This is a genomic window from Nonomuraea sp. SYSU D8015, from assembly GCF_008065375.1.
GTDB lineage: Bacteria > Actinomycetota > Actinomycetes > Streptosporangiales > Streptosporangiaceae > Nonomuraea.
In genome coordinates, this window is the sequence record NZ_VJYI01000028.1 from 42,171 (window position 1) to 65,280 (window position 23,110).

Annotated in this window: 27 protein-coding genes; 12 read left to right on the forward strand and 15 right to left on the reverse strand. The window is 72.2% G+C overall.

Annotated elements, in window-relative coordinates:
* Window positions 1-115: 115 nt before the first annotated feature.
* The 3 genes from ID574_RS50915 to ID574_RS50925 form a co-directional block, all read right to left on the reverse strand.
* On the reverse strand, window positions 116-460 hold the full coding sequence (locus ID574_RS50915) for an RNA polymerase-binding protein RbpA (protein ID WP_043625492.1): 345 nt from the start codon (window positions 458-460) through the stop codon (window positions 116-118).
* Between the two features lie 124 nt (window positions 461-584).
* Window positions 585-1,244: a hypothetical protein gene (locus ID574_RS50920; protein ID WP_188196310.1), complete on the reverse strand. Its 660-nt coding sequence runs from the start codon at window positions 1,242-1,244 to the stop codon at window positions 585-587.
* Window positions 1,245-1,442: 198 nt separating this feature from the next.
* Window positions 1,443-1,895: a nuclear transport factor 2 family protein gene (locus ID574_RS50925; RefSeq protein ID WP_188196311.1), complete on the reverse strand. Its 453-nt coding sequence runs from the start codon at window positions 1,893-1,895 to the stop codon at window positions 1,443-1,445.
* Window positions 1,896-1,928: 33 nt separating this feature from the next.
* Between ID574_RS50925 and ID574_RS50930 the strand changes: the two genes are divergently transcribed.
* A complete protein-coding gene (locus ID574_RS50930) occupies window positions 1,929-2,408 on the forward strand; it encodes a winged helix-turn-helix transcriptional regulator (protein WP_223167931.1) in 480 nt (159 codons plus the stop codon).
* Here ID574_RS50930 and ID574_RS50935 read toward each other — a convergent pair whose 3' ends face one another.
* The 7 genes from ID574_RS50935 to ID574_RS50965 form a co-directional block, all read right to left on the reverse strand.
* Window positions 2,409-3,836: an MFS transporter gene (locus ID574_RS50935; RefSeq protein ID WP_188196312.1), complete on the reverse strand. Its 1,428-nt coding sequence runs from the start codon at window positions 3,834-3,836 to the stop codon at window positions 2,409-2,411. It lies immediately after the preceding gene.
* Between the two features lie 119 nt (window positions 3,837-3,955).
* Window positions 3,956-4,756, reverse strand: a complete 801-nt coding sequence (locus ID574_RS50940) for a glycerophosphodiester phosphodiesterase family protein (RefSeq protein WP_188196313.1) — start codon at window positions 4,754-4,756, stop codon at window positions 3,956-3,958.
* A 36-nt stretch (window positions 4,757-4,792) separates the two neighbouring features.
* On the reverse strand, window positions 4,793-5,332 hold the full coding sequence (locus tag ID574_RS50945) for a TrmH family RNA methyltransferase (RefSeq protein ID WP_188196314.1): 540 nt from the start codon (window positions 5,330-5,332) through the stop codon (window positions 4,793-4,795).
* Complete coding sequence (locus ID574_RS50950; RefSeq protein ID WP_188196315.1) at window positions 5,329-5,934, reverse strand: class I SAM-dependent methyltransferase; 606 nt, start codon at window positions 5,932-5,934, stop codon at window positions 5,329-5,331. The genes ID574_RS50945 and ID574_RS50950 overlap by 4 nt, the downstream gene beginning before the upstream one ends.
* A gap of 11 nt (window positions 5,935-5,945) precedes the next feature.
* Window positions 5,946-6,893 (reverse strand): VWA domain-containing protein, encoded by a 948-nt coding sequence (locus ID574_RS50955; protein ID WP_188196316.1) that lies wholly within the window; start codon window positions 6,891-6,893, stop codon window positions 5,946-5,948.
* Entirely contained in the window at window positions 6,890-7,825 is a 936-nt protein-coding gene (locus ID574_RS50960) for a DUF58 domain-containing protein (protein WP_188196317.1), read from the reverse strand. The genes ID574_RS50955 and ID574_RS50960 overlap by 4 nt, the downstream gene beginning before the upstream one ends.
* On the reverse strand, window positions 7,822-8,823 hold the full coding sequence (locus ID574_RS50965) for an AAA family ATPase (protein ID WP_188196318.1): 1,002 nt from the start codon (window positions 8,821-8,823) through the stop codon (window positions 7,822-7,824). Before ID574_RS50965 ends, ID574_RS50960 begins: the two co-directional genes overlap by 4 nt.
* A gap of 56 nt (window positions 8,824-8,879) precedes the next feature.
* On the opposite strand from ID574_RS50965, the gene ID574_RS50970 reads away from it, so the two are divergent.
* A complete protein-coding gene (locus ID574_RS50970) occupies window positions 8,880-9,647 on the forward strand; it encodes a hypothetical protein (protein WP_223167932.1) in 768 nt (255 codons plus the stop codon).
* A 207-nt stretch (window positions 9,648-9,854) separates the two neighbouring features.
* The gene (locus ID574_RS50975) at window positions 9,855-10,715 is read left to right on the forward strand and encodes a DUF2268 domain-containing putative Zn-dependent protease (protein WP_188196319.1); all 861 of its coding nucleotides are present in this window, start codon (window positions 9,855-9,857) and stop codon (window positions 10,713-10,715) included.
* Between the two features lie 449 nt (window positions 10,716-11,164).
* Here the strand turns inward: ID574_RS50975 and ID574_RS50980 are convergent, their stop codons facing one another.
* A complete protein-coding gene (locus tag ID574_RS50980) occupies window positions 11,165-11,827 on the reverse strand; it encodes a DJ-1/PfpI family protein (protein WP_188196320.1) in 663 nt (220 codons plus the stop codon).
* Between the two features lie 179 nt (window positions 11,828-12,006).
* Here ID574_RS50980 and ID574_RS50985 point away from each other — a divergent pair, with 179 nt between their 5' ends.
* The 5 genes from ID574_RS50985 (at window position 12,007) to ID574_RS51005 (ending at window position 17,716) form a co-directional block, all read left to right on the forward strand.
* Window positions 12,007-12,960 carry a GlxA family transcriptional regulator gene (locus ID574_RS50985; RefSeq protein ID WP_188196321.1) on the forward strand — a complete coding sequence of 318 codons (954 nt, stop codon included), beginning with the start codon at window positions 12,007-12,009 and terminating at the stop codon, window positions 12,958-12,960.
* 353 nt (window positions 12,961-13,313) lie between these two features.
* Complete coding sequence (locus ID574_RS50990; RefSeq protein ID WP_188196322.1) at window positions 13,314-13,877, forward strand: ClpP family protease; 564 nt, start codon at window positions 13,314-13,316, stop codon at window positions 13,875-13,877.
* Window position 13,878: 1 nt separating this feature from the next.
* Complete coding sequence (locus tag ID574_RS50995) at window positions 13,879-14,496, forward strand: ATP-dependent Clp protease proteolytic subunit (protein WP_188196323.1); 618 nt, start codon at window positions 13,879-13,881, stop codon at window positions 14,494-14,496.
* 726 nt (window positions 14,497-15,222) lie between these two features.
* Window positions 15,223-16,392 (forward strand): M20 family metallopeptidase, encoded by a 1,170-nt coding sequence (locus ID574_RS51000; protein ID WP_188196397.1) that lies wholly within the window; start codon window positions 15,223-15,225, stop codon window positions 16,390-16,392.
* Window positions 16,393-16,951: 559 nt separating this feature from the next.
* Window positions 16,952-17,716, forward strand: coding sequence for a sulfite exporter TauE/SafE family protein (locus ID574_RS51005; protein WP_188196324.1), 765 nt, complete (start codon window positions 16,952-16,954; stop codon window positions 17,714-17,716).
* Here ID574_RS51005 and ID574_RS51010 read toward each other — a convergent pair.
* A complete protein-coding gene (locus ID574_RS51010; protein WP_188196325.1) occupies window positions 17,706-18,848 on the reverse strand; it encodes an MFS transporter in 1,143 nt (380 codons plus the stop codon). The two genes, ID574_RS51005 and ID574_RS51010, sit on opposite strands and share 11 nt — an antisense overlap.
* A 28-nt stretch (window positions 18,849-18,876) precedes the next feature.
* Entirely contained in the window at window positions 18,877-19,632 is a 756-nt protein-coding gene (locus ID574_RS51015) for a DeoR/GlpR family DNA-binding transcription regulator (RefSeq protein ID WP_223167933.1), read from the reverse strand.
* 44 nt (window positions 19,633-19,676) lie between these two features.
* On the opposite strand from ID574_RS51015, the gene ID574_RS51020 reads away from it, so the two are divergent.
* The 4 genes from ID574_RS51020 to ID574_RS51035 are packed head-to-tail and all read left to right on the forward strand — an operon-like array spanning window position 19,677 to window position 22,245.
* Window positions 19,677-20,648 carry a helix-turn-helix transcriptional regulator gene (locus ID574_RS51020; protein WP_188196326.1) on the forward strand — a complete coding sequence of 324 codons (972 nt, stop codon included), beginning with the start codon at window positions 19,677-19,679 and terminating at the stop codon, window positions 20,646-20,648.
* A 41-nt stretch (window positions 20,649-20,689) separates the two neighbouring features.
* Window positions 20,690-21,304 carry a LysE family translocator gene (locus tag ID574_RS51025; protein ID WP_188196327.1) on the forward strand — a complete coding sequence of 205 codons (615 nt, stop codon included), beginning with the start codon at window positions 20,690-20,692 and terminating at the stop codon, window positions 21,302-21,304.
* Window positions 21,301-22,029 carry an alpha/beta fold hydrolase gene (locus ID574_RS51030; protein WP_188196328.1) on the forward strand — a complete coding sequence of 243 codons (729 nt, stop codon included), beginning with the start codon at window positions 21,301-21,303 and terminating at the stop codon, window positions 22,027-22,029. The genes ID574_RS51025 and ID574_RS51030 overlap by 4 nt, the downstream gene beginning before the upstream one ends.
* Before the next feature lie 3 nt (window positions 22,030-22,032).
* Window positions 22,033-22,245, forward strand: coding sequence for a hypothetical protein (locus tag ID574_RS51035; protein WP_188196329.1), 213 nt, complete (start codon window positions 22,033-22,035; stop codon window positions 22,243-22,245).
* Here the strand turns inward: ID574_RS51035 and ID574_RS51040 are convergent.
* Together ID574_RS51040 and ID574_RS51045 are read right to left on the reverse strand one after the other, a co-directional pair.
* The gene (locus ID574_RS51040; RefSeq protein ID WP_188196330.1) at window positions 22,242-22,679 is read right to left on the reverse strand and encodes an SRPBCC domain-containing protein; all 438 of its coding nucleotides are present in this window, start codon (window positions 22,677-22,679) and stop codon (window positions 22,242-22,244) included. The two genes, ID574_RS51035 and ID574_RS51040, sit on opposite strands and share 4 nt — an antisense overlap.
* Window positions 22,676-23,092: an ArsR/SmtB family transcription factor gene (locus ID574_RS51045; RefSeq protein ID WP_223167934.1), complete on the reverse strand. Its 417-nt coding sequence runs from the start codon at window positions 23,090-23,092 to the stop codon at window positions 22,676-22,678. The genes ID574_RS51040 and ID574_RS51045 overlap by 4 nt, the downstream gene beginning before the upstream one ends.
* Window positions 23,093-23,110 lie beyond the last annotated feature (18 nt).

The window sequence follows — 23,110 nt, forward strand, 5'->3', positions numbered from 1 at the left end:
GGGCGCACCGCCGCGGGCATTCGTTCTGTGCGCCGGTCCGCCGTCCTCGGGCGGGAATCGGGCAGAAAATGAACCCCCGGGCCGCTCAGCCCGGGGGTTTCACCGTGAGAGGAGGTCAGGCGCTCTTACGACGCTGGGCCCGCAGAACCGCGAGCCGCTCGTTGAGCACCTCCTCAAGGTCTTCGATGGACCGCCGCTCCAGGAGCATGTCCCAGTGTGTCCGCGGCGGCTTGGTCTTCTTCGACTCCGGCTGCTCGCCGTCCACGCGTACCGCCGTCGCGCCGCACATGCGGCACTCCCAGGTCGCGGGGATCTCGGCCTCGGCGGCAAGCGGAACCTCGAAGCGATGGCCCTTAGGACAGGTGTAGGACACCTCCTGGCGTGGGGCCAGATCCGTGTTACGGTCGTTCTCGTAGCTGGTTGCCCCGAGCCGGGTGCCACGAAGCGCGCGCTCGCCCATGTTTAAATGCCTCCTACAGGGCCCCCTTGCGTGGGGGGTCTGTCTCCCACGGTGTCTAACGCTTGGTACCGTGATGGGATTCCCACCCGCGGGGTGATCCAATCTCGCTTAGGGCCTCGGTTCTTCACGCGATTGCCGAATCCGGCCGTGTTTCCGGGGTTCGGCGGCCGTCGTGCTCCGAGAGTGCGTGCTGGTCACGCCGTGTGACCGCCACCGCGAGCCAGAGGCCGCCGATCATGATGAGCGCGCCGTGCGCGATCCGCAGCGGATACGGCCCGAAGAACTGCGGAATGAAGAGCGCGAATCCGAGGGCCAGCGCCGTGCCGCTCCACCGGGGCAACGTGCCGGAGCGCCACACCGCGACCGCCGCCATGATCGTGCCGGCGGCCAGGAGCAGCAGCCCGGAGGCGAACATGGTGAGCGCGACCGGCCCGTACCTGAACTGCTCCGCCAGCTCCATCAGCGCGGGCGCCCCGTCGCGCAGCGAGCGCTGGGCGATCACGTTGAGCCCGAAATCCTCCGCGCCGTAGTACGGCAGCGTCAGGCCTGCGCCGATCCACGTCATCACGGCCGCACGCACCGACAGCCGGTCGCCGAGCAGCCGGTGCAGGCCGAGCACGGCCAGGCCGAGCAGGACGAAGCCGAACATCGCGGCGGCGTGCCCGGCGACCCAGGCGGTGGAGGCCATCGCCGCGGCATCGTCGCCCCACGGGCGGATCGCCGGGTAGAGGAGGAACAGGATGCCGCAGGCCGCGAAGGCGGCCGAGGTGAGGCGGGAGGACATCGGCGCTCCTTGGAGAGTGCTTTGCTCTATTGTGAGAGCAATGCTCTCTCGGGCGGGACGGTAAAGTCAAGAGCGGTGCTCTCGATCTGGAGCGATGACCGCGCCTCGCCGAATGCCTCGGACGACGCCAGGCCCGCGGCGTCTATGCGCGGGGGCGGCGGGTCAGGAGCGGGACCAGGGTGCGGTCGCCGAGGCGGGTCATCGTGGCCAGCGGCTTGACGGCCGCGGACACCAGCAGCGGAAGCCCCGGCTTGCCGGTGGCCCTGGCCAAGCGGGGCCGAGCGCGGCCATCATCGCCGTCAGTGCGGGCAGCGGCCGGATCCACATGGTGATCTCCTCGACCAGCCCGTCGCCGTCCAGCGCGACCAGGGTCGCCTCGTGAACTTCCTGCCGCCCCAGCCGCGCCGTCGCCGTGAGCATGCGCGTCCGCTCGTCGCCGAGGTCGCTCTCGTACCGCAGTCCCGCCAGGACGCCGAACACGACCGAGAACAGCTCCCGCACCTGCTCCTTGCCTTGGAAGGAGGCCGTGGCGCTGAGCGGCGACCGGAAGGTCACGTCCTCGGCGAGCGTCGCCATGAGCGCGTCGAGATCGTGGGCCTCGCCGGCCTCGCGGTACGCCCGGACAGGTGAGTCCTGAATGTGAACTGTCATGAGTTCACTTTATCAACCCACTATTCTGGGTGCGTGAACAGGTTCGGTGAGATGCACTGCTCCATCGCCCAGGCCGTCGGCGTCCTCGCCGAGCCCTGGACCCCGCTCATCCTGCGCGACCTGTTCCTCGGCCTGCGCAGGTTCGACGACCTCGCGGAGGACCTCGGCATCTCGCGCAACCTCCTGACCCGCCGCCTGGAGCACCTGGTCGCGGCGGGCGTGGTGGAGCGGCGGCCGTACCAGCAGCGCCCCGTCCGCCATGAGTACGTCCTCACGGAGGCGGGCAGGGACGTCGTGCCCGCCCTGATGACGCTGATGGCCTGGGGCGACCGCTGGTCCACGCCGCCCGGCGGGCCGCCCGCGCTGCTGGTGCACTCCTGCGGCGAGACGTTCACCCCGGTGGTCACCTGCCCGCACTGCGGCGGCGAGGCCACCGCCGAGACGGTGACGGCCGTGGCCGGCCCCGGCGCGGCCCAGGGGCCGGGCACGATGCTGCTGGCCGCGCCGGCCTGATCAGATCTTGTCCGGCACCTCGTTGCCCGCGTCCCTGATGGCCTTGGGCACGTTCGTGAGGGCCAGCAGCACGAACCCGAGCACGAAGAAGACGATCAGGGACACGATGGCGATGCGGTAGTTGTTGGTGAGCGTCAGGGCGAGCGTGATCGTCAGGTTGCCGATGAACGCCGACCCCTTGTCGCTGATCTGCAGCAGCCCGAAGTACTCCGCCTCCCTGCCCTTGGGGATCACCTGGGAGAACAGCGACCGCGACAGCGCCTGCGTGCCGCCCAGCACCAGGGCGATGGCCAGCGCCATCAGCATGAACTGCAGCACCGCCCGCTCCTGCACCAGCAGGGCCGCGATGACGATCCCCGTCCACACGACCAGGCTGGCCAGCACCGTGCGCTTGGTGCCGAACACGCGGGCCAGCCGGCCCAGCAGCAGCGCGCCGAAGAACGCCGCGAACTGCACCATCAGAATGGTGATGATCTGAATCTCCGTCCCGAGCTTCAGCGCCTGCGAGGCGAAGGCCGCGCTGTGCCCGATGACGGTCTGGATGCCGTCGTTGTAGATCAGATACGCCACCAGGAGCAGCAGCGTCAGCGGGTATCGCCGCAGCTCCTTCAGGGTGCGGCCGAGCTGGCGGAAGCTGCCGGTCACCGAGCCGAGCGCGGTGGTCTCGTGCGGCGGCACCGGCCGGTTGCGCAGCCGCAGGAGCGGGACGACGGTGAAGATCGCCCACCACAGCCCCGACGACATCAGGCTGATGCGCACCGACTCGCTGGTGCTCAGGCCCAGCGCGTCGTGGTTGAGGTAGAGCGCCAGGTTGAGCGCCAGCAGCAGGCCGCCGCCGATGTAGCCGATGGCCCAGCCCTGGGCGGAGACGCGGTCGCGTTCCTGCGGGGCGGAGATCTGCGGCAGGAACGAGTCGTAGACGACCACCGAGCAGCCGTAGGCGAGGTTGGCCAGGACGAACAGCACCAGGCCCAGCATGTAGCGGTCGCCGTCGAGGAAGAACAGGCCCAAGACGGCCAGCGCGCCCGCGTAGGCGAAGCCGCCCAGCAGCTCGCGCTTGCGGCCGGTGTGGTCGGCCAGCGCGCCCGCGATGGGCAGGAACACGATCTGCAGGAGCACCGCGACGGTGGTGGCGAGCCCCCAGATGGCCGCCGGCCGGATGTCGGCGCCCAGGACGCTGACGAAGCCGAGCTGGTCGGTGACCAGCGAGTCGAACCGCTCCGCGCACTCGGCGGCCGGGACGGTGGGGAAGTCCTTGGCGCAGGCGGCGGTCGTGGCCACCGAGATCAGGTACGGGCCGAGGAAGACGGAGATGACCGTGGTGTAGAAGGCGGAGTTGGCCCAGTCGTAGAGATACCAGCCGCGCTGCTCGCGCTTGCGTGCCGCGGGGGAATCGTCGAGGGCCGCGGGGGGTGCGGGGAGGGGCATGGGTCGTGTCGCTCCTAGGCGGCCATTCGGCCGGCGGTCGTGTCGCTGCGGATGCGGCCGGGCGGCCGGTGGCTGTCAGGTGGCTCTGGTGCGGCGGGCGGCCCCGCCTGCGGTGGCTGTCATGCCGCCACGCTGCCCGGATGCCACTGGCCGCGCCGTACGAGCACCTCGCGCAGGCCGGTGACGTTGTCGGTCATGATGCCGTCCACGCCCAGGTCGAGCAGGTGCTCCATGCGGGCGGGGTCGTTGACGGTCCACACGTGCACCTGCATGCCGATGGCGTGCGCCGTGCGGATCAGGCGCCGGGTGGTGACGCGCAGGCCGCGGAAGCCCACCGGCACCTGGGCGCAGGGGATGCCGGCGTGCGACAGGCGGGCGAGCAATCGGCCGTAGCCGGAGGTGGTGGCGGCGGCGCGCAGCGCGGCCACGCCGCGCGGGCCGAGCGCCGAGCACACCTCCCGTCCGATCGCCGCCCTGGCCAGCGCCAGGCGCTCGTCGGAGAAGGAGGTCAGGCAGACGCGATCGTAGGAGTTGGTGCGCCTGATCGCCTCGGCCAGCGGGGCGATGGCCGCCGCCTCCTTGACGTCGATGTTGAAGCGGATCTCCGGCCAGGTGCCGAGGAGGTCTTCCAGCAGCGGGATCTCGTGGACGCCGCCGATGCGGGCCTGCCTGACCGCCCGGTAGGGCAGCTCGGAGATGCGGCCGCGCTGGTCGGTCACCCGGTCGAGCGTGTGGTCGTGGAAGGCGACCAGCACGCCGTCGGCGGTGGCGTGCGCGTCGGTCTCCAGATAGGTGTAGCCGAGCCCGACCGCCCGCTCGAAGGCGGCCACGGAGTTCTCCGCGTTCTCCGCGGCGCCCCCGCGGTGCGCGAAGGCCAGCGGACCCGGGTGGTCGAGAAAGGCGAATCGGCGGCTGAGCACGTCCTGAAGTATGCCCTTCCTGGAGGAAACCTGTGGTTACGAATCGGGGAGATTCTGCCACTCCTGGCGGCGGGCCTCGGCCAGAGCGATGGCCGCCGCCACCGCCACGTTGAACGAGCCGACGCGCCCGACCTGAGGGATGTAGCAGGCGCCGTCGACGGCGTCGAGCAGGGCGGGGGAGCAGCCGTGGTCCTCGCTGCCGACGACCAGGCAGATGTCGCGGGCGAGGTGGGCCCGGTGGAGCGGCACGGCCTCGGCGGTCAGCTCGATGGCGAGCACCGTGTAGCCCTCTTCCCTGGCGGCCTTGACGGCCTCGGTGGCGGGCACCGGCTCGTGCCAGGTGACCAGCCGTTCGGTGCCGAGGGCTGTCTTGCCCGCCTTGGGGTTGGTGGGCGGGGTGGCGTTGCCGGCCAGCCAGATCTCGTCCACGCCGAACGCCGCCGCGCTGCGGAAGATCGAGCCGACGTTGAACGGGCCGGTGACCGACTCCAGGATGAGGGCGAGGCGGTTTTCCGTCTGCCTGCGCCAGGTGCGGTTGAGCCGCTTGACGTCGGTGGGGCGCAGCTGCCTTCTCATCGGGTCACCTTCAGGATGCGGTAGGCGGCCCGGCTGGCCTCGCGGGAGGCCTGCCAGCCCTGCTCGCCGAGCCAGCGCTGCAGGGAGTCCGAGCCGAGGTGTTTCTGGACGACCAGGTAGGCGACGCCGTCGGGCGTCAGGCGGGTCAGCCACCTGGTGAGCATGTCGTGCAGGGCCTGCTTCCCGATGCGGATCGCAGGATTGGACCAGATTGCCCGAAATTTCACATCATCTGGCATTTCATCAACATGCACGGGCCTTACTTTGTAAAGGCGGGCGGCTCGGGCGTTCCGCTCGGTGAGCTCCAGGCTGCGCCGGTTCACATCGACGGCCCACACGGTCGCCCCGGGCGCCCGCGAGGCCATGGTCAGCGCGATCGGCCCGTAGCCGCAGCCGAGGTCGAGCAGGTCGCCCTCCTGGGGCGGCGGCGGGACGGTCTCCAGCAGCACGCGCGTGCCGACGTCGACCCGCTCCGGCGAGAACACGCCGCTGTCGGTCTCCAGGCGCAGGTGCAGGTCGGGCAGGACCAGGTCGACCGAGCCCGGCTTGCTCGCCGCCTCCGGCCGCTCGGAGAAGTAGTGGGCCCCGTTGCCTTTCGTCACGTGGCAAAACGTTACGGGATGCGGGAACCGAACATGACCGCCGCACCGGCCACCAGCAGCCCGGCCAGGATCGCGGCCACGATGAACCACTGGGTGATCTCCTGGTTGACCAGCTTGTAGCCGAGCGAGGTGCCGATCTGCTCGTAGACCTCGCGCAGCTCGGTGCCGGACTCGGCGGCATAGGCCCGCCCGCTGGTGCCGTCGGACAGCGACTGCAGGGTCTGCTTGTTGACCGGCACGTTCACCGGCCGGCCGTCGATGTTGACGGTGCCCTCCTGTGTGCCGTACGCGATCGTGGAGACCGGCACGCGGGCCTGCTGGGCGGCCTCGATGGCCTCGTTGACGGACCTGCCGGAGGTGTTGTCGCCGTCGGAGAGCAGCACGATCGCGGCGGGCGGCGGGTCGGTGGCGGCCTGCTGGTCGAACGAGCGCAGCGCGTCGAGCGCGTTGAAGACGGCCTCGCCGATCGCGGTGCCGGGGCGGGTGGTGAGGTTGCCGATCGCGGTGACCACGGCCTGGTGGTCGGTGGTGGGGGAGACGACGACGTTGGCCGTGCGGGCGAAGGCCACGACGCCGACGTTGAAGCGGTCGGGCAGTTCGGTGGCGAACGTCTGGGCGGCGGCCTTGGCGGCGGCGATCCGGTTGGGCTGGACGTCGTCGGCGTCCATGGACAGCGACACGTCCAGGGCGATCATGATGGTGGCGCGGTCGCGCGGCACGCGTACCTCGTCGGCGGGCTTGGCGGCGCCGATGACCAGCAGCGACATCATGACGAGGAACAACGCGGGAGCGACGTGGCGGCGCCAGCCGGGGCCGGCGGGGGCGACGAGGTCGAGCAGGGCCAGGTTGGTGAAGCGCACGGTGTAGCGGCGGCGGGCGAACATCGCCGCGATGTAGCCGGCCATGAGCAGGATCACCAGGACGAACAGCCACAGCCAGGAGGGGGCGAGGAACGTCATGTCACCTTCCTGTGTACGTGGCTCATTCGGCGCTGGCGCAGCACGAACTGCGCGACGTCGAACACCCAGTCCCGGTCGGTCCGCAGCACCAGGTGGGCGACGCCGGCGCGGCGCAGCGCCAGGCGGGTGCTCTCGCGTTGCAGGGCGGCCGCCTCCGCGTACGCTTGCCGGATTTTAGGGGAAAGGTGCACTTCGCGTACCTTCCCGGTCTCCGGGTCGGCGAACGCCACCCGGCCCACGTCGGGCAGTTCGAGCTCGCGCGGGTCGATCACCTCGACGGCGAGGACCTGGTGGCGGGCGGCCAGGCGCCGCATGGGGCGCTCCCAGGGGCGTTCGGCGTCGGGGTCGAGGTCGGGGTGGGCGTCGAGGAAGTCGGAGACGACCAGCCGCATGCCGCGGCGCCGGCGGCTGGCCGACAGCACGTCGAGGCCCTCGGCGAGGTCGGGCGGGTCGGCCACGACCTGGCCTCGTGGGGCGTCCATGAGGGAGTGGAGCAGCCCGTACAGGGCGGGGCGGCCGGTGCGGGCGGGCATGCGGTGGATGTACTCGTCGTGCAGGACCAGCGCCCCGAACCGGTCGCCCATCCGGCTGGACAGGAACCCGATCGCGGCGACGGCGGCGATCACCAGGTCGCGTTTGTCGGTGTCGGCGGTGCCGAAGTCCATGCTGGGGGACAGGTCGGCCAGTGCCCAGGTCTCCAGCTCGCGGTCGGCGACGAGGTCGCGGACGTGGGGGACGGTGGTGCGGGCGGTGACGTTCCAGTCCATGCGCCGCACGTCGTCCTCGCCCGGCACGTAGACGCGGCTGTCGCCGGCCTCGCTGCCCGCGCCGGGCAGCAGGCCCTGGTGGGCGCCGTGCAGCAGGCCGTCCAGCCGCCGGACGACGGTCAGCTCCAGCCGCCGCAGTGCCTGCTCTGCCGTGGTCGGGCTCAACGGTTCTGGTTCCAGACGACGAGGGGCGGGGGCACGGCGTGCAGGATCTGCTTGACGACCTCCTCGGGGTCGACGCCGTCGGCGAGGGCGTCGAAGGTGAGCATCAGCCGGTGGGCCATGACGTCCACGGCCACGTCGCGTACGTCGTCGGGCAGCAGGTAGTCGCGGCCGCGCAGCAGGGCCAGCGCCCGCCCGGCGGAGACCAGGCCCAACGTGGCGCGGGGGCTGACGCCGATCTCGATGGTCTCGGTGAGGTCGCCCAGGCCGTACTCGGCGGGGGCGCGGGTGGACATGACCAGCCGCACCACGTAGTCGGCGACGAGCTGGTGGACCGAGACCTGCTCGGCGGCCTCCTGCAGGGCCAGCAGCTTGTCGGGGTCGAGGATCCGCTCGGGGACGGGCGGCTTGACGCTCATGCGGTGCAGGATCTCCAGCTCCTCGTGGGCGCTGGGATGCGGCACGCGCACCCGGAACAGGAACCGGTCGCGCTGCACCTCCGGCAGCGGGTAGACGCCCTCGGACTCGATGGGGTTCTGGGTGGCCAGGACGATGAACGGCTTGGGCAGCGGATGGGTGACGCCGGCGAGGGTGACCTGGCGTTCGGCCATGACCTCCAGCAGCGCGGACTGGACCTTCGCGGGGGCGCGGTTGATCTCGTCGGCCAGCAGGAAGTTCACGAACACCGGGCCCAGCTCGACGTCGAACTTCTCGTTGGAGGGGTGGTAGACGCGGGTGCCCATGATGTCGCTCGGCACGAGGTCGGGGGTGAACTGGATCCGGGCGAACGTGCCGCCCACGACGGTGGCCAGGGTGGAGGCGGCGAGGGTCTTGGCGACCCCCGGGACTCCTTCGAGCAGGCAGTGCCCGCGCGCCAGCAGGGCCACGATGAGCCTTTCGACCATGTGGTCCTGGCCGACGATGACCCGCCGGACCTCGTCGAGACTTTGACGCAGCAGTGCCGCATCGTTTCCGCCTGGCAACTCTTCGGCGACGCTCATGACGCCATTCCACCAAACAATGCCGGAAACGTGCACGACGCCACGTCTGTGCTTTCATGGCAAACGTGGCTAGTCCGCTGCAGTACGGCGATCCGCCCCGGTTGGGGCCCTTCGTGGTTCAGGCGCGCCTGCATCAGGTGCCGGCCGGTTTCGTGTATCTGGGCCAGGCGCCCGACGGGCGTGCGGTGTCGCTGGCCGTGCTGACGCGCGGCGCCGCGTTCGACGCCGCGGCACGCGAGCGGTTCATCACCGCGATCAAGGAGTCCGGCGGGGAGCGGTCCGGGATGCGCGGCTGGCTGGGCCGTTCCCGGCAGCGGGGCGCGGTGCTGGACGGCACGCCTGAGGTGCTGGACAGCCACTTCGGGCACGCGCCGTGGGTGGCGGTGCCGTACGTGCCCGGGCGGCCGGGGGCCGAGAAGTTCCTGGAGCCGGTCATGGTGGGCGGCACGTTCATCGGAGAGGCGCACGGCCCCGACTTCGTCCCGTACTGGCTGACCGACCGCGCGCCCGCGCTGCCCGGCCCGACCCGGCGGCGCCGGCCGCTGACCGAGACCCGCAAACGGGTCCTGATGGCCGCGCTGGCGCTGGCGCTTCTGTTGCTGCTGGTGACGGCCATCCTGTGGCTGCTGCTGTTCGGGCGGAGCGACAGCGAGCCCCAGCCGAGGCAGCTGCCGCCGACGGTGTTCGTGCCGACGCCGCCACCGACCCCGGCCACGCCCGCGCCGCAGCCCTCGCCGTCGGAGTCGCCGTCGCCGACCGACAGCGGCCAGGCCACCCCCGGCCGCACGCCCGGGGACGACCCGGGCGCGGAGTCGCCACTGTGACCGTACGGGGCGCCGCTGGGTGATGCCCTGATCATCCGGGGCGCATGCCGCCCAGGGCCCGTCTACCGCCCGCGCGCCGTGGTCGCCCGGCACCCAGCCGGACGCCGCGAGCCGTGCGCTCGTGGTCGGCTTCCCCGCCCGGGGCGACTGGGGGCGGCGTGAATGGGGCTTGAGCCTCACGCGGCGTGAGGCTTTAGCGTCCGCGGCATGGAATTCATCATTCACGACACGCTGACGGCGATGGCCGGCCTGCTGGAGAAGCCGCTGGAGGAGCGGCCCGGCGCGCTGCGGGAGATGCTGGCGCCCATGCGGTCGGCGCTCCCCGTGCCCGGCGACATCGTCGACATCCACCACAAGGGCGGCGGCTTCCGCGTCGACGCCGACGATCCGCGTTACCTGACGGCCGTGCGGCGCATGATCGAGGCCGACGTGCTCGGCCAGGTGCGGCGCGAGCTGGAGCGCGCCTCCGACCGGCTGCGCGAGGCCAAGCAGGCCGATTCGCTGCAGGTCATGTTCGTGCTGGGCAACCCCGACGACGAGCACCTGATGAAGATCTCCGGCGGGTACTACGGCATGGGCGGCTCGCCGGGCTGGCTGTATCTGCTGGCGTGGCCGTCTGAGGAGGTGATCGGCAGGATCGCGCACTGCGCGGTGCACGAGTTCCACCACAACGTGCGCTTCACCAACGTGGAGTGGAACCCGGTCACGGTGACCGTCGGCGAGCACGTGGTGGCCGAGGGGCTGGCCGAGGCGTTCGTCCGGGAGCTGTCGGGGCCGGAGGCCATGGGGCCGTGGTCGTCGATGGTGGCGGGGGAGGACTTCGACCGGGCGTTCGAGATGATCATGGCGGACTTCGACCTGGCGGGGATGCAGCACACCTCGGCGTACGTGCTGGGTGACACCGCGGTGCGGAACTTCGGGCAGGAGCCTCGCGGCATTCCCGACATGGCGGGATATGCCGTGGGGTTGCGGCTCGTCGACCAGGCCCTGTCCGCCACGGGCCTGACCGCCACCGAGGCCACCCTGCTCCCCGCGGCCGAACTCATGCGCCGTGGGGGCGTCCGCTAGAGGGCAGGGCCGGTCGCTCCCTGCCCGGCCCCCGAAGACCTCCTCGCACCCCGGCCCGGCCCGCCCGACGCCGCCGCCCGACGCCGCCGCCCGGCCCGCCTGACGCCGCGGCCCGGGCGCGCCGCATGCCGCAGCGCGCCGCCTGCGAGCCGGGGTGGGTTGCCTTGGCGCGAGCATGCGGTGCCGGCGCGGGGGGAGCCTGCAGCACGAGCCCGCTGACGACAGCCGTGGACAACGCGATCGAGGTGATCCGCCACGCGTCGCCCGGCAGGCCCAGGCCGCTCGCGGTGACGAGCCCCCAGGGCCGAGAGCACGATCCCCAGCCGCGGCGTGGACGCGGGGGATCCGGTACGGGAAACCGAGCACGGAGAGGTCCCGGTCGGCGTCACCCCTCACCAGGGTGCGGCGCGCCCGTCTCAGACGGCGACCGAGGATGCGGCGCGCCCGCCTCAGACGGCGACCGTGGGCGCCGATCCGGTGTCACGCCAGACGACGCCGCGGCGTTCGTGGCCGAACAACCTCTCCGCGGCGTGGGCCACGCGAGGGCCCAGCTCCCGCTCCAGCAAGTACAGTCCGAGGTCGAGGCCTGAGGTCACGCTCGAGGCCGTGACCAGATCCCCGTCGTCGACCACGCGGGCGTCGACCGCGACGACGCCGGTGGCGGCCAGCCCGTCCAGCCCGAGGTGGTGTGTGGTGGCGGGACGGCCTGCGATCAGCCCGGCCATCGCGAGCACCATCGAGCCGCCGCACACCGTGGCCACGGTCGTCCCGGGGCGGTCGAGGGCCTCCTTGAGCAGGCCGGGCAAGGGCGTGTCGAGCGTGCGGGCGAGGATGGCCGGGATGCTGTCCTCCCGCACGTCATCTCGTCCATCGGGGAGACTGCCGGCAGCGCCGGGAACGACGACCAGATCCGCGCGCTGCGGCTCCAGCCGGGCTGTGGCCTCCAGCGACAGCAGGCCCATCCCGCTGGGCACCTGGCGTGGTCCCTCGGCGGAGACCAGCTCCACCTCGAGCGACGCGCCCGCGATGGCGCCACCGGCGGCCAACACCTCGTACGGCGCGATGGCGTCCAGCGGGTCGAACCCGTCGAACAACACGATCTGCGTGAGCAATCGGATCAGTCCTTCCCCGGTGAGAGTGACTCCGACGCTAGCCACCCCATGCGCCCGGCGGAATCGGCTGCATTGCCACTATCCGCCGGATTCTCGCCAACGCTGCTGACCAGCGGATACCCGCGAATGGCCTGGTCTCCAGCCTTGGCGGCCATGAGCAGGCCGTCTATCTTGTCGCCATGCACATCGTGGCCGTGCTCGCCCTGGACAAGGTCATCCCGTTCGACCTGTCCACCCCGATCGAGGTGTTCACCCGCACCCGGCTGCCTGATGGGCGCCCTGCCTACCGTGTCCGGATCGCCGGCGCCACCCCGGCCGTCGACGCCGGAGCGTTCACGCTGCAGCCGCCCTGGGGCCTGGACTCGCTCCGCGACGCGGACACGATCATTCTCCCGGGCTGCGCCGACCCCACCGCGCCCGTCCCGGACGACGTTCTCGACGCCCTGCGGCAGGCCGCGGCCAACGGCACCCGGATCGCCTCCATCTGCGCCGGCGCGTTCATCCTCGCCGCCACCGGGCTGCTCGACGGACTGCGTGCGACCACCCACTGGCTCGCCACCGGCCTGCTCGCCGACCTCCACCCCGCCGTCGACGTCGATCCCGACGTCCTCTACGTGGACAACGGCCAGTTCCTCACCTCGGCCGGAGCCGCGGCCGGCCTGGACCTGTGCCTGCACCTGATCCGCCGCGACCACGGCTCCGCAGTGGCCGCCGACGCCGCCCGGCTGTCCGTCATGCCCCTGGAACGCGAAGGCGGGCAGGCCCAGTTCATCGTCCACGACCGACCGCCCACCCCACGCGGGTCCATCCTCGAACCCGTACTGCGCTGGATGGACGACAACGCCGCCAAAGATCTCACCCTCGGCGACATCGCCGCCTACGCCGGCATGAGCACCCGCACGCTCAACCGCCGCTTCCGCGAGCAAACCGGCACCACTCCACTCCAATGGCTGCTCCGCGCCCGCATCCGGCAGGCCCAGTACCTCCTCGAAGCCACCGACCACCCGGTCGACCGCATCGCAGGCCAGGTCGGATTCGGCTCATCCAGCACCTTCCGCGACCGCTTCAGACGGATCGTCGGCACCAACCCGCACACCTACCGCGCCGCCTTCCGAGGCCCCAGGACCAACTGACCGGAACCACCAGCGCTCACTCCTGCCGTGCCCGCGCACCCGCCCCCGGCCCGCCGGGCCCGGGCGGCGCGTTCCCGACGTGCGTCTCGACGGTCCGTCCGCCCACGCTTCCCCGCCGCCGACCCGCCGGCCAGGTCACCTCGTTCAGCACCGCCGCGAACCCGTCCGAAATGAGCCACGCCCATCGCCGGAACACGGTCCTTTCTCACATCCGTCATTGCCTGTCGAGAGAAATTCGCTGTCGGTGGAATGCGCCCTTAGAGAAATGCGCCGCCAGCGAAAAGATTCCATAATTCACGGCGCCCGGGTCTAGCGTTTCTCGCGGAAACACCACGCACAGAAAGGCACTCGTCATGACGGAGACCCAGCGCGTGGCCTGGCCTGACCAGCTCAGCCAGCGGCTGCTGAAGGAGCGCATCGTCGTCCTCGGCCAAGAGGTCGACGACGACATTTGCAACCGGCTCTGCGGGGAGCTTCTATTGCTGGCGGCAGAGGACCCCAAACGCGACATAACCCTTTACATCAATTCCCCGGGCGGGTCCGTGCACGCCGGGATGGCGCTCTACGACATGATGCAGTTCATTCCGTGCGACGTGGCGACGGTGGCGATGGGGTTCGCCGCCTCCATGGGCCAGGTGCTGCTGTCGGCCGGCGCGAAGGGCAAACGCTACGCCCTGCCCAACGCCCGCATCGTCATGCACCAGCCGCTGGGCGGCATCGGCGGCTCGGCCAGCGACATCCAGATCCAGGCCGACAACATGATCTACACCAAGCGGCGGATGGCCGAGATCATCGCCCACCACACGGGCCAGCCACTGGAGCGCATCCAGGCCGACTCCGACCGCGACCGCTGGTTCACCGCCGAGGAGGCCCTGGAGTACGGCATCGTCGACCACATCGCCGAAGGGATGAACTGACATGAGTGGCCGCTACGTGCTGCCGTCGTTCACGGAGCGCACGTCGTACGGCATCAAGGAGATGAACCCGTACAACAAGCTGTTCGAGGACAGGGTCATCTTCCTGGGCGCGCCGATCGACGACACCGTCGCCAACGACGTGATGGCGCAGCTGCTGACGCTGGAGTCGCTGGACCCCGACCAGGACATCAACATCTACATCAACTCCCCGGGCGGGTCGTTCACGGCGATGACCGCCATCTACGACACGATGCAGTTCGTCCGTCCGGACATCCACACGGTCTGCATCGGCGAGGCCGCGTCGGCGGCGGCCGTCCTGCTGGCGGCCGGCACGCCCGGCAAGCGGGCCGCGCTGCCGCACGCCCGCGTCCTGCTGCACCAGCCGCACACCGAGGGCGGGCGCGGGCAGTCCAGCGACCTGGAGATCCACGCCAGGGAGATCCTGCGGATGCGCGACCAGCAGGAGGAGATCCTGTCGCGGCACACCGGCCGGTCTCCTCTGGAGATCAGGAAGGACATCGAGAGGGACCGGATCTTCACGGCCGAGCAGGCGCGGACGTACCGGCTGGTGGACGACATCTACGCCTCCCGGAAGCGCACCCTGCTCCCGTCCCGCTGACCGGAGATCGCGACAGGCGGACCGGGCGTCGGGTCCCGTCGCCGTCGACGCGGGGCGGCGCGCCGTCCGAAAAGCGCGCCGCCCCCGCCTGCCTTCTCGCGCCGGGGCACGGCTGCTTCGGTGCGCCGTGTCAGTGCCTCATCGCTGGGAGCTCGGCGCCGAGGAGGTGAGGCCGCTCGTGAGGTAGGGACTGCTCGGTGAGGTAGCCCACGAGTGCGGTGCTGGTGTTGTCATCGGTCCGTTCTCGTGGCCTCGGCCCAGCCGTGACAGCACGCTGCAGGGCAGGCCAGGAGCGCTCTGCGGGGCGCCGGCCCATGCACGCGGTCGCGTCGAACACGGCTCGAACACGGGTCGAACATGGTCAGAGGGGCCCGGGGTCACGACGTGAGGCGGGTTCGATCCCGCCGTAACAGCTAGCGGAGGCCCGGAACGGGGTATGACGAGGGGCGACGCATCGTTTGGCGGCGTGGCTGCGTACTCTTCCCCAAGGTCGCAGCGGCATCTGGCGCGACATCGCCGTCCGCCGCCGCCCTGCCGACGTCCCCGACCACCCACCGCGCCGTCCGCCGAGGCCGAGCCCGCCAGGACGCGCACGCCGCTGCCCCGCGGCGTGCCGGCCCGCCTGGCCCGCCGCGTCCGGATGCGCGCCGAGCAGCGAGGACCACCTCGCCGAGCACCCGAGGAGGCCGCCCCATGACCGTGGAGAACGAGGTAGAGGCCGGGGAAATGCGCGCCTGGATCGGCGGGCACCGCGCCGACATGCTCGCCGATCTGGCCGCGTACGTCTCCCTCGAGACGCCCAGCAACGACAAGGCCCTGCTCGACGCGGGCCTGGACTGGCTGGACGGGTACCTGGCGGCCCGGCTCGGGCCGCCCGCGGCCACCCGGCGCATCGAGGGCGGCGGGCGCGGCGACATCCGGCGCGGCGACGGCGGCGTGTACGGCGACGTCCGCATCAACGACTACCCGGGCGTGGGCGGCGCCCCGATCCTCCTGCTCGCCCACTACGACACGGTCTGGCCCGCCGGGACGCTCGCCTCCTGGCCGTTCACCCTCGACGGGGACCGGGCGACCGGGCCGGGCGTCTTCGACATGAAAGCGGGCCTGGTGCAGCTCGTGTGGGCGCTGCGCGCCCTGGAGGCCGCCGGCCTGCCTAGGCCGCCGCTGCGGCTGCTGCTCAACGGTGACGAGGAGATCGGCAGCCCCGCCTCGCGGCCGCTGATCGAGGAGGCGGCCAGGGACGCGGCGGCCGTGCTGGTGTTCGAGGCCAGCGCGGACGGGGCGCTGAAGACCGCGCGCAAGGGCGTCGGCATCTTCCACCTGACCTTCACCGGGGTGGAGGCGCACGCCGGGCTCGAGCCCGCCAAGGGCGCCAGCGCGATCGACGAGCTGGCCAGGGCCGTGCGGCGGCTGCACGATCTGGCCGATCCGGGCGCGGGTACGACGGTCAACGTGGGCGTCGTCTCGGGCGGCACCGGCTCCAATGTGGTCGCCGGGGCGGCCCGGGCCGAGGTGGACGTCCGGGTGGCCAGCCAGGCGGAGGCCGGGCGCGTGGACGCCGCCCTCGCCGGGTTGCGGCCCCATGATCCGCGGGCCTCGATCGAGGTGCGCGGCGGATGGAACCGTCCGGTGATGGAACGCGGGCCGGGCACCGCGCGACTGTTTGCCCTGGCCCGTGAGGTGGCCCTGGAGATGGGCGTGGACCTGCGCGAGTGCTCGGTCGGCGGGGCCAGCGACGGCAACTTCGCCGCGGCGCTCGGCCTGCCCGTTCTGGACGGCCTGGGCGCGGTGGGGGCCGGGGCGCATGCCCGGCACGAGCACATCAGCGTCGACGGCATGATCGAACGCGCCGCCCTGACCGCCGGCCTCCTCCGCACCCTGGCTTCCCAGCCCTGACCACCCGCGCCGCCGGCCAGCCGGTCATGGCCAGGCGGTCACGACCCGACGACGACTCGATGGCCTGCCGGTCCCGGCCACCCGGCGGCTCGCCAGTCCCTCGGCTCACCGGCGCATCGGCTCACCGGCGCATCGGCTCGCCAGTCCCTCGGCTCGCCGACTCACTGGCTCCCCGGCGCAACGGCCGCCGAGCTCGCCGGTACGCCGGTCGCCCTGGTCGCCGCACACTGGTGCCTCCGCCGGCGCCCGATCGCCGATCCTGCCTGGCGCGCCGGTTGGCGATCCCACCGGTATCTCCCGACACCGCTCTCCCCGCCTGCGGCCAGGGGACGGCCCGCTGGACCTCCGCCGTGGCGCGGTGCTGCGGTCCGTTGATGGGCGGGCGACCTGGCGGACCCGTGGCCGGTCGGTCCTCGCCCGGCCACGCCTGAGCCCTCTGCGGCCGCATGCCGCTGACACATCTGCAGGCGGACGTGCCCCATGGGGCCGGGGGGTGAAAAGCGTAGAAAGTTGCGCTTGTACACTCTTCCGGGCTTCTTGGGGGAATCGGGGGAGTGGCGTGCCGCTGGAGCAGGTCCTGATCGTGCTGGTCGCGGCGGTGGGCGCCGGGTGGGTCGATGCGGTCGTGGGCGGCGGCGGCCTCCTTCAGTTGCCCGCCATCATGATCACCGGAATGCCCACCCTCGAGGCGATGGCCACCAACAAGCTGTCGTCCGTCTTCGGCACCACCTCCGCCGCCATCGCCTACGCCCGCTCCACCAAACTCGACCGCCAGGTCGCCATCCCGGGAGCGGGCCTGGCCGTGCTGAGCGCGGGCCTCGGGGCGTGGGCGGCGGCGTCGATCTCGGCCGAGGTGCTGCGGCCCGCCGTGATGGTGGTGCTGCTGGCGGTGGCCGCGTTCGTGACGTTGCGGCCGTCCCTCGGCGCGCTCCCGCAGCCGCACCTGCGTACCAACGCCAGGGTCGTGGCCGCCGTGGCTGCGGCCGGCGTGGGGATCGCGTTCTACGACGGCATCATCGGCCCGGGCACGGGAACGTTCCTGATCATCGCCTTCACCGCCATCCTCGGTCTGGACTTCGTCTCGGCCTCCGCCTCCGCGAAGATCATCAACATCGGCACGAACGTCGGCGCGCTCGTCGTGTTCGGCGTCCAGGGGCACGTGCAGTGGGCGCTGGGCCTCGGGATGGCGGTGTGCAACGTCGCCGGCGCCCAGCTCGGCGCGCGGATGGCGCTCAAACGGGGCGCCGCCTTCGTCCGGATCGTGCTGCTGTGCGTCGTGGCGGCCCTGGTGGCCAGGCTGGGCTGGCAGCAGTTCAGCGGCTGACCGGCGCGGGCGCCGGCGCCCGCAACGCCGTGGCGGCCAGGGCGACGAACGCGGCCAGCAACGCCGGCACGGCCAGCGCCCGCGGCAGCCCCGCCAGCTCTCCGGCCGCGCCGATGACCACCGGCCCCGACAGGAACCCCAGATAGCCGATGGATGCCACCCGCGCCAGCGCCCGCCCCGCGAACGCCGGATCCCGGTGCCCCGCGGCCGAGAACACCTGCGGCACGATGCACGACAGCCCCGCCCCGAAGCAGCCGAACCCGGCGACACCCGCCACCGGATGCCCGGACAGCAGCGCCAGCCCCAGTCCCGCGGCCGCCAGCAGCCCGCAGAAACGCACCAGCGGCACCGGCCCGAACCATGCCGCCAGCCGGTCTCCCGCCAGCCGGCCCGCGGTCATCATGACGGAGAACGCGGCGTATCCGGCGGCGGCGAATCCCGGCGAGGCGCCCAGGTCCTCGCGCAGGTAGACCGAGCTCCAGTCGGCCGCCGCCCCCTCGCCAACCAGGCAGCAGAACGCCAGCACGCCCAGGAACAGGGTCCCCTTGGGCAGCCGGCCGCCGCCGGAGGACGGGGCCGCGGAGGGAACCGGGCGCAGTGCCCACCGCGCGGCCCACCACGCCAGCGCCGCGATGACCGCCCCCACCGACCAGAACGTGGCCGCCGGCGACAGCCCGGCATGCGCGAACAGCCCGCCGGTGGCGGCCCCGGCGAACCCGCCGACGCTGAAGACGGCGTGGAACGACGACATGACCGGCCGCCCGCAGGCCCGCTCGACCTCGACCGCGTTGGCGTTCATGGACACGTCCAGGACGCCGTGCGCGAGGCCGAACAGCAGCAGCGAGACGGCCAGCACGGCCAGGTTCCCCGCGTACGCGGCCGGGACCAGAGCCAGGCCCTGCACCAGCGCCGCCGGGATCATGACGCGATGGCTGCCGTGCCGGTCCACCAGCCGCCCCACCGCCGTCATGCCCACGACCGCGCCGGCGGCGATGGCCAGCAGGGCCAGGCTGAACTCGCCGTCGCCGAGCCCGAGGCGTTCCTTGACGGCGGGAATGCGCGCGGTCCACGTGCCGACGGCCGCACCGGCCAGGAAGAACAGAAGGTAGACGGCCGTGCGCTCGCGCCTCACCCGGTCTCCTCCCGCAGCCGCACCGGGCTCACGCGACCACCTCCCTGACCGTCACGCCCGCCGCCACCAGGGCGTCGCGTTCCTCCCGCGGGATGCCGGAGTCGGTCACCACCACGTCCAGCCGCGAGATGGGACACACCGCCCCGAACGCCGTCCGTGCGAACTTGCCCGAGTCGCACGCCACGACCACCCGCCGGGCCGAGGCGATGGCCGCCTGCTTGATCGCGACCTCGGGAAGGTCGTGCGCGGTCAGGCCGTGCTCGGCCGACAGCCCGCAGCAGCCGATCACCGCCGTGTCGAACCGCAGCGCCCGGATGGAGCTCTCGGTCAGCGGGCCCATGAAGTTCAGCTCGTTCTTGCGTACCTCGCCGCCGGGCAGCACCAGCCGCACGCGCGGCGCGGCGGCCAGCATCGCCACCGCCTGCAACGCCAGCGGCAGCACGGTCAGGCGGCGGTCCAGCAGGGCGCGGGCCACCTCGAGCGCGGTCGTGCCGCCGTCCAGCACCACCGCCTCGCCGTCGGCGATCAGCCCGGCCACCTCGGCGCCGATGCGCCGCTTGGCCTCCACCGCTTCCCGTTCGCGCACCCCGAACGGCGGCTCCTCACCGCGCAGCAGCAGCGACAGCGCGCCGCCCCTGACCCGCCGCACCACCCCCTGCTGCGCCAGTTCGTCGAGGTCGCGCCTGATCGTCATCTCCGACACCCCGTGCTCGGCGGCCAGCTCGGCGACCGACACGCTGTCCTGCACGCGCAACGCGTTCATGATGGCCTGCAAACGCTCCATGTGTTCATACAAACACGACATATGTGCGCAATACAATGGTGGGTATGCGCGCCAGCCGCCTGCTCTCCCTCCTCCTGCTCCTGCAGACGCGCGGCCGCATGACCGCGCCCGAGCTGGCCGCCGAACTGGAGGTGTCGGTCCGCACCGTCTACCGCGACGTGGAGGCGTTGTCGGCGGCCGGCGTGCCCGTCTACGCCGATCGCGGGCCCGCGGGAGGGTACCGGCTGCTGGACGGCTACCGCACCCGGCTCAACGGGCTGACCGCCGAGGAGGCGTCGTCACTGTTCCTGGCCGGGCTGCCGGGGCCGGCGGCCGAGCTGGGCCTGGCGGAGGTGGCGGCCACGGCGGAGCTGAAGCTGCTGGCCGCGCTGCCGCCGGAGCCGCGCTCGCACGCCTCCCGGATGCGCGAGCGGTTCCTGCTGGACGTGCCGAGCTGGTACCGCTCCGGCGACGACGTGCCGCACCTGGGCGAGGTGGCCGAGGCGGTGTGGGACCAGCGGCCGCTGCACATGACCTACCGCCGCTGGGGGCAGCAGGAGGTCGACCGGGTGATCCACCCGTACGGGCTGGTGCTCAAGGGCGGCTCCTGGTATCTGGTGGCGGCCCCGCCGGACGGCGCCCCGCGCACGTACCGGGTGGCGCGGATCCTGACGCTGGAGACGCTGCCCGGGCACTTCCAGCGGCCGGAGGGGTTCGAGCTGGCCGCCTTCTGGAGCGCGTACGCCAAGGAGTTCCGCGAGCGGATGTACACCGCCGAGGCCGTCGTCAAGCTCGCCCCCGGCCGAGGCGAGCTGCTGGCCTACACGATGGGCCGCGACGTCGTCGACGCCGCCCTGGCCGCGGCGGGGGAGCCGGACCCGGAGGGCTGGCTCACGCTCACCCTGCCGGTGGAGTCGATCACGCACGCCCGCTGGCTGCTGCTGCGCATGGGCGCCGACGTCGAGGTGCTGGAGCCGCCCGAGCTGCGCGCGATGATGCGCGAGGCGGCCGCCGAGCTGAGCAAGCTGTACGGCTAATTCAGGCGAGATCGGGACACCGGGTCTGTCATGATCCGGCCATGTATCTTCTCGCGTTCGTCGGTGCGTGCGTCCTGGTGGCCATGGTGCCCGGCGTCAGCACCGCCATCATCCTGCGCCAGACCCTCCGCTCCGGCCGCGGCAGCGGCATGGCCGCCACGCTGGGCAACGAGACCGGCATCCTGCTGTGGGGCCTGGCCGCCGCGTTCGGGCTGTCGGCGCTGCTGGTGGCCTCCCAGCTGGCCTACGACGTCATGCGCGTGATCGGCGCCGTGGTGCTGGTCGTGATGGGCGCGCAGTCGCTGTGGCAGGCCCGCAGGGGCGCGGCGCCGCCGCCCGAGGTCGCCACGGCCGCGAACTGGCGCGGCTCCTACCTGGCCGGGGTCGGGACGTGCGTGGCCAACCCGAAGGCGGCGGTGTTCGCGATGTCGTTCCTGCCGCAGTTCGTCCCGGCCGGGCACAACGTGCCGGTCACGCTGGTGACGCTCGCCGTCGTGTGGGTGCTGGTCGACCTGCTCTGGTACGGCCTGCTCATCTGGGCGGTGGCCAAGGCCAAGGACTGGCTGGGCCGCCCGGCGGTGCGGCGCCGGCTGGAGCAGCTCTCCGGCGTGGTGCTCATCGGGCTGGGCGTGCGGCTGGTGGTGGAGTCCCGATGACGATCTGGCACGCCGAGTACGGCGCGGGCGAGCCGGTGGTGCTGCTGCATTCGACGGCGGCCGACTCGGGCATGTGGCGGTCGCAGGTGGACGCCCTGGCCGGGCGGTTCCGGGTGATCACCGTGGACTTCCGCGGGTACGGCCGCAGCCCGTACGGGGCGGACGGCGCCTACAGTGACGCGGCCGACGTGGCCGAGGTGCTGGCCGGGCTGGGCGTGGGCCGGGCGGCGCTGGTCGGCTCCTCGGGCGGGACACGGGTCGCGCTGGAGCTGGCGGCCGCCGGGCTCGCCGACCGGCTCGTCCTGCTCAACCCGGTCGCCGACGTGCCGCCCAGCGAGGACGTGCGGGCGTACTGGACGGAGGAGGAGCGGCTGGTCGAGGCCGGCGACCTCGACCGGGCGGCCCGGCTGACCGCGCGCACCCTCCTCGGCCCGCACGCGTCCGACGCGGCCGGGGAGCGGCTGGCGGCCATGCAGCGGCGCGCGTACGAGCTGCAGGTGGGCGGCGAGGCGGAGAGCGCGGCGGAGGAGGTGTCGCCGGGGGCGATCGACGTCCCGGCGCTGGTGGTGTCCGGGGCGCACGACCTGGAGTGGTTCCTGCTGTGCGCCCGTCACCTGGCCGCGGAGCTGCCGCGCGGTCGGCTGGTCGAGCTGGAGTGGGCCGGGCACCTGCCGGCCATGGAACGTCCCGAGGAGATCGACCGGCTGCTCCTGGATTACCTTTAGTGCATGACGAACGACCTGGCCACCTTGATCACGCAGGCGCAGGACGACGATCCGCTGCGGGCACTGCACGCCACCACCGCGCTGCGCCGCGAGATCGAGCGCCTGGAGGCGGTCCAGGTGCGGCGGGCCCGCGTGGCGGGGCTGGCGTGGGCGCAGATCGCCGACGCGATCGGCGTGAGCAAGCAGGCCGTGCACAAGAAGTACGGCCGGCGTTAGGCCTTCTTCCACTCGTCCTTCCACTGGTCGGCGAACCAGTTGAGGACGATGTTCCAGGAGTAGCCGCGCCGGATGCGCCCGGCCACGTCAGGCGGCAGCGTGTCGAGACCGCGATGCTCCAGCAGCACCTCGGTGCCGCCGTCGACCGGGCTGAAGGCCACCTCGATCTCCATCCGCCCGGTCTCGTTGATCAGGTCGGCCCAGACGAGGCGGTGCGGCGGCTCCCAGGCGAGGATCTTTCCGGTGTCGACGTGGCCGCCGTCTGACCACAGCTCGCGCAGATAGCCGTCCTCGAAGCGGATGCCGACGGCACGGGCGGGGTTCACCCAGCTGTGGCGGGTACGGACGTACCAGCGGTCGATCTCGTCGGTGAAGATCCGGAACGCGGTCGCCGGATCGACCGGCACGGTGACGCTGGCCTGGACGGAGTTCACGAACCGCCCTCCCGGCCGGCGCATGCGCCCCCGTCGGCCGCAGGGCCCCCGTCCTCGTGGCCCTTGTCCTCGTGGCCCTTGTCCTCGTGGCCCTTGTCCGCGTGGGCGCGCTCGACATGCTCCTTGAACGAGCCCAGCTGCTCGGCCCAGAACGCCTGCACCTGGTCCAGCCACGCCTGCAGCGCCGTGAACGGCTCCTGGCGCAGCGTGTAGAGGCGCAGCCGGGCGTCCGCCCCGCCCGCCTCGGCCTGCACGAGCCCGCCGGCCCGCAGCACCCGCAGATGCCTGCTGAGCGCGGGTGCGCTCATCTGCACCGCTTGAGCCAGCTCCCCGGCCGGGCGCGGGCCCTGGCGAAGCAGGTCGATCACCTTGCGCCGGGTCGGGTCGGCGAGGGCGGCCAGCGTGGCGTCCACATCGTTAACGTTGTTGTT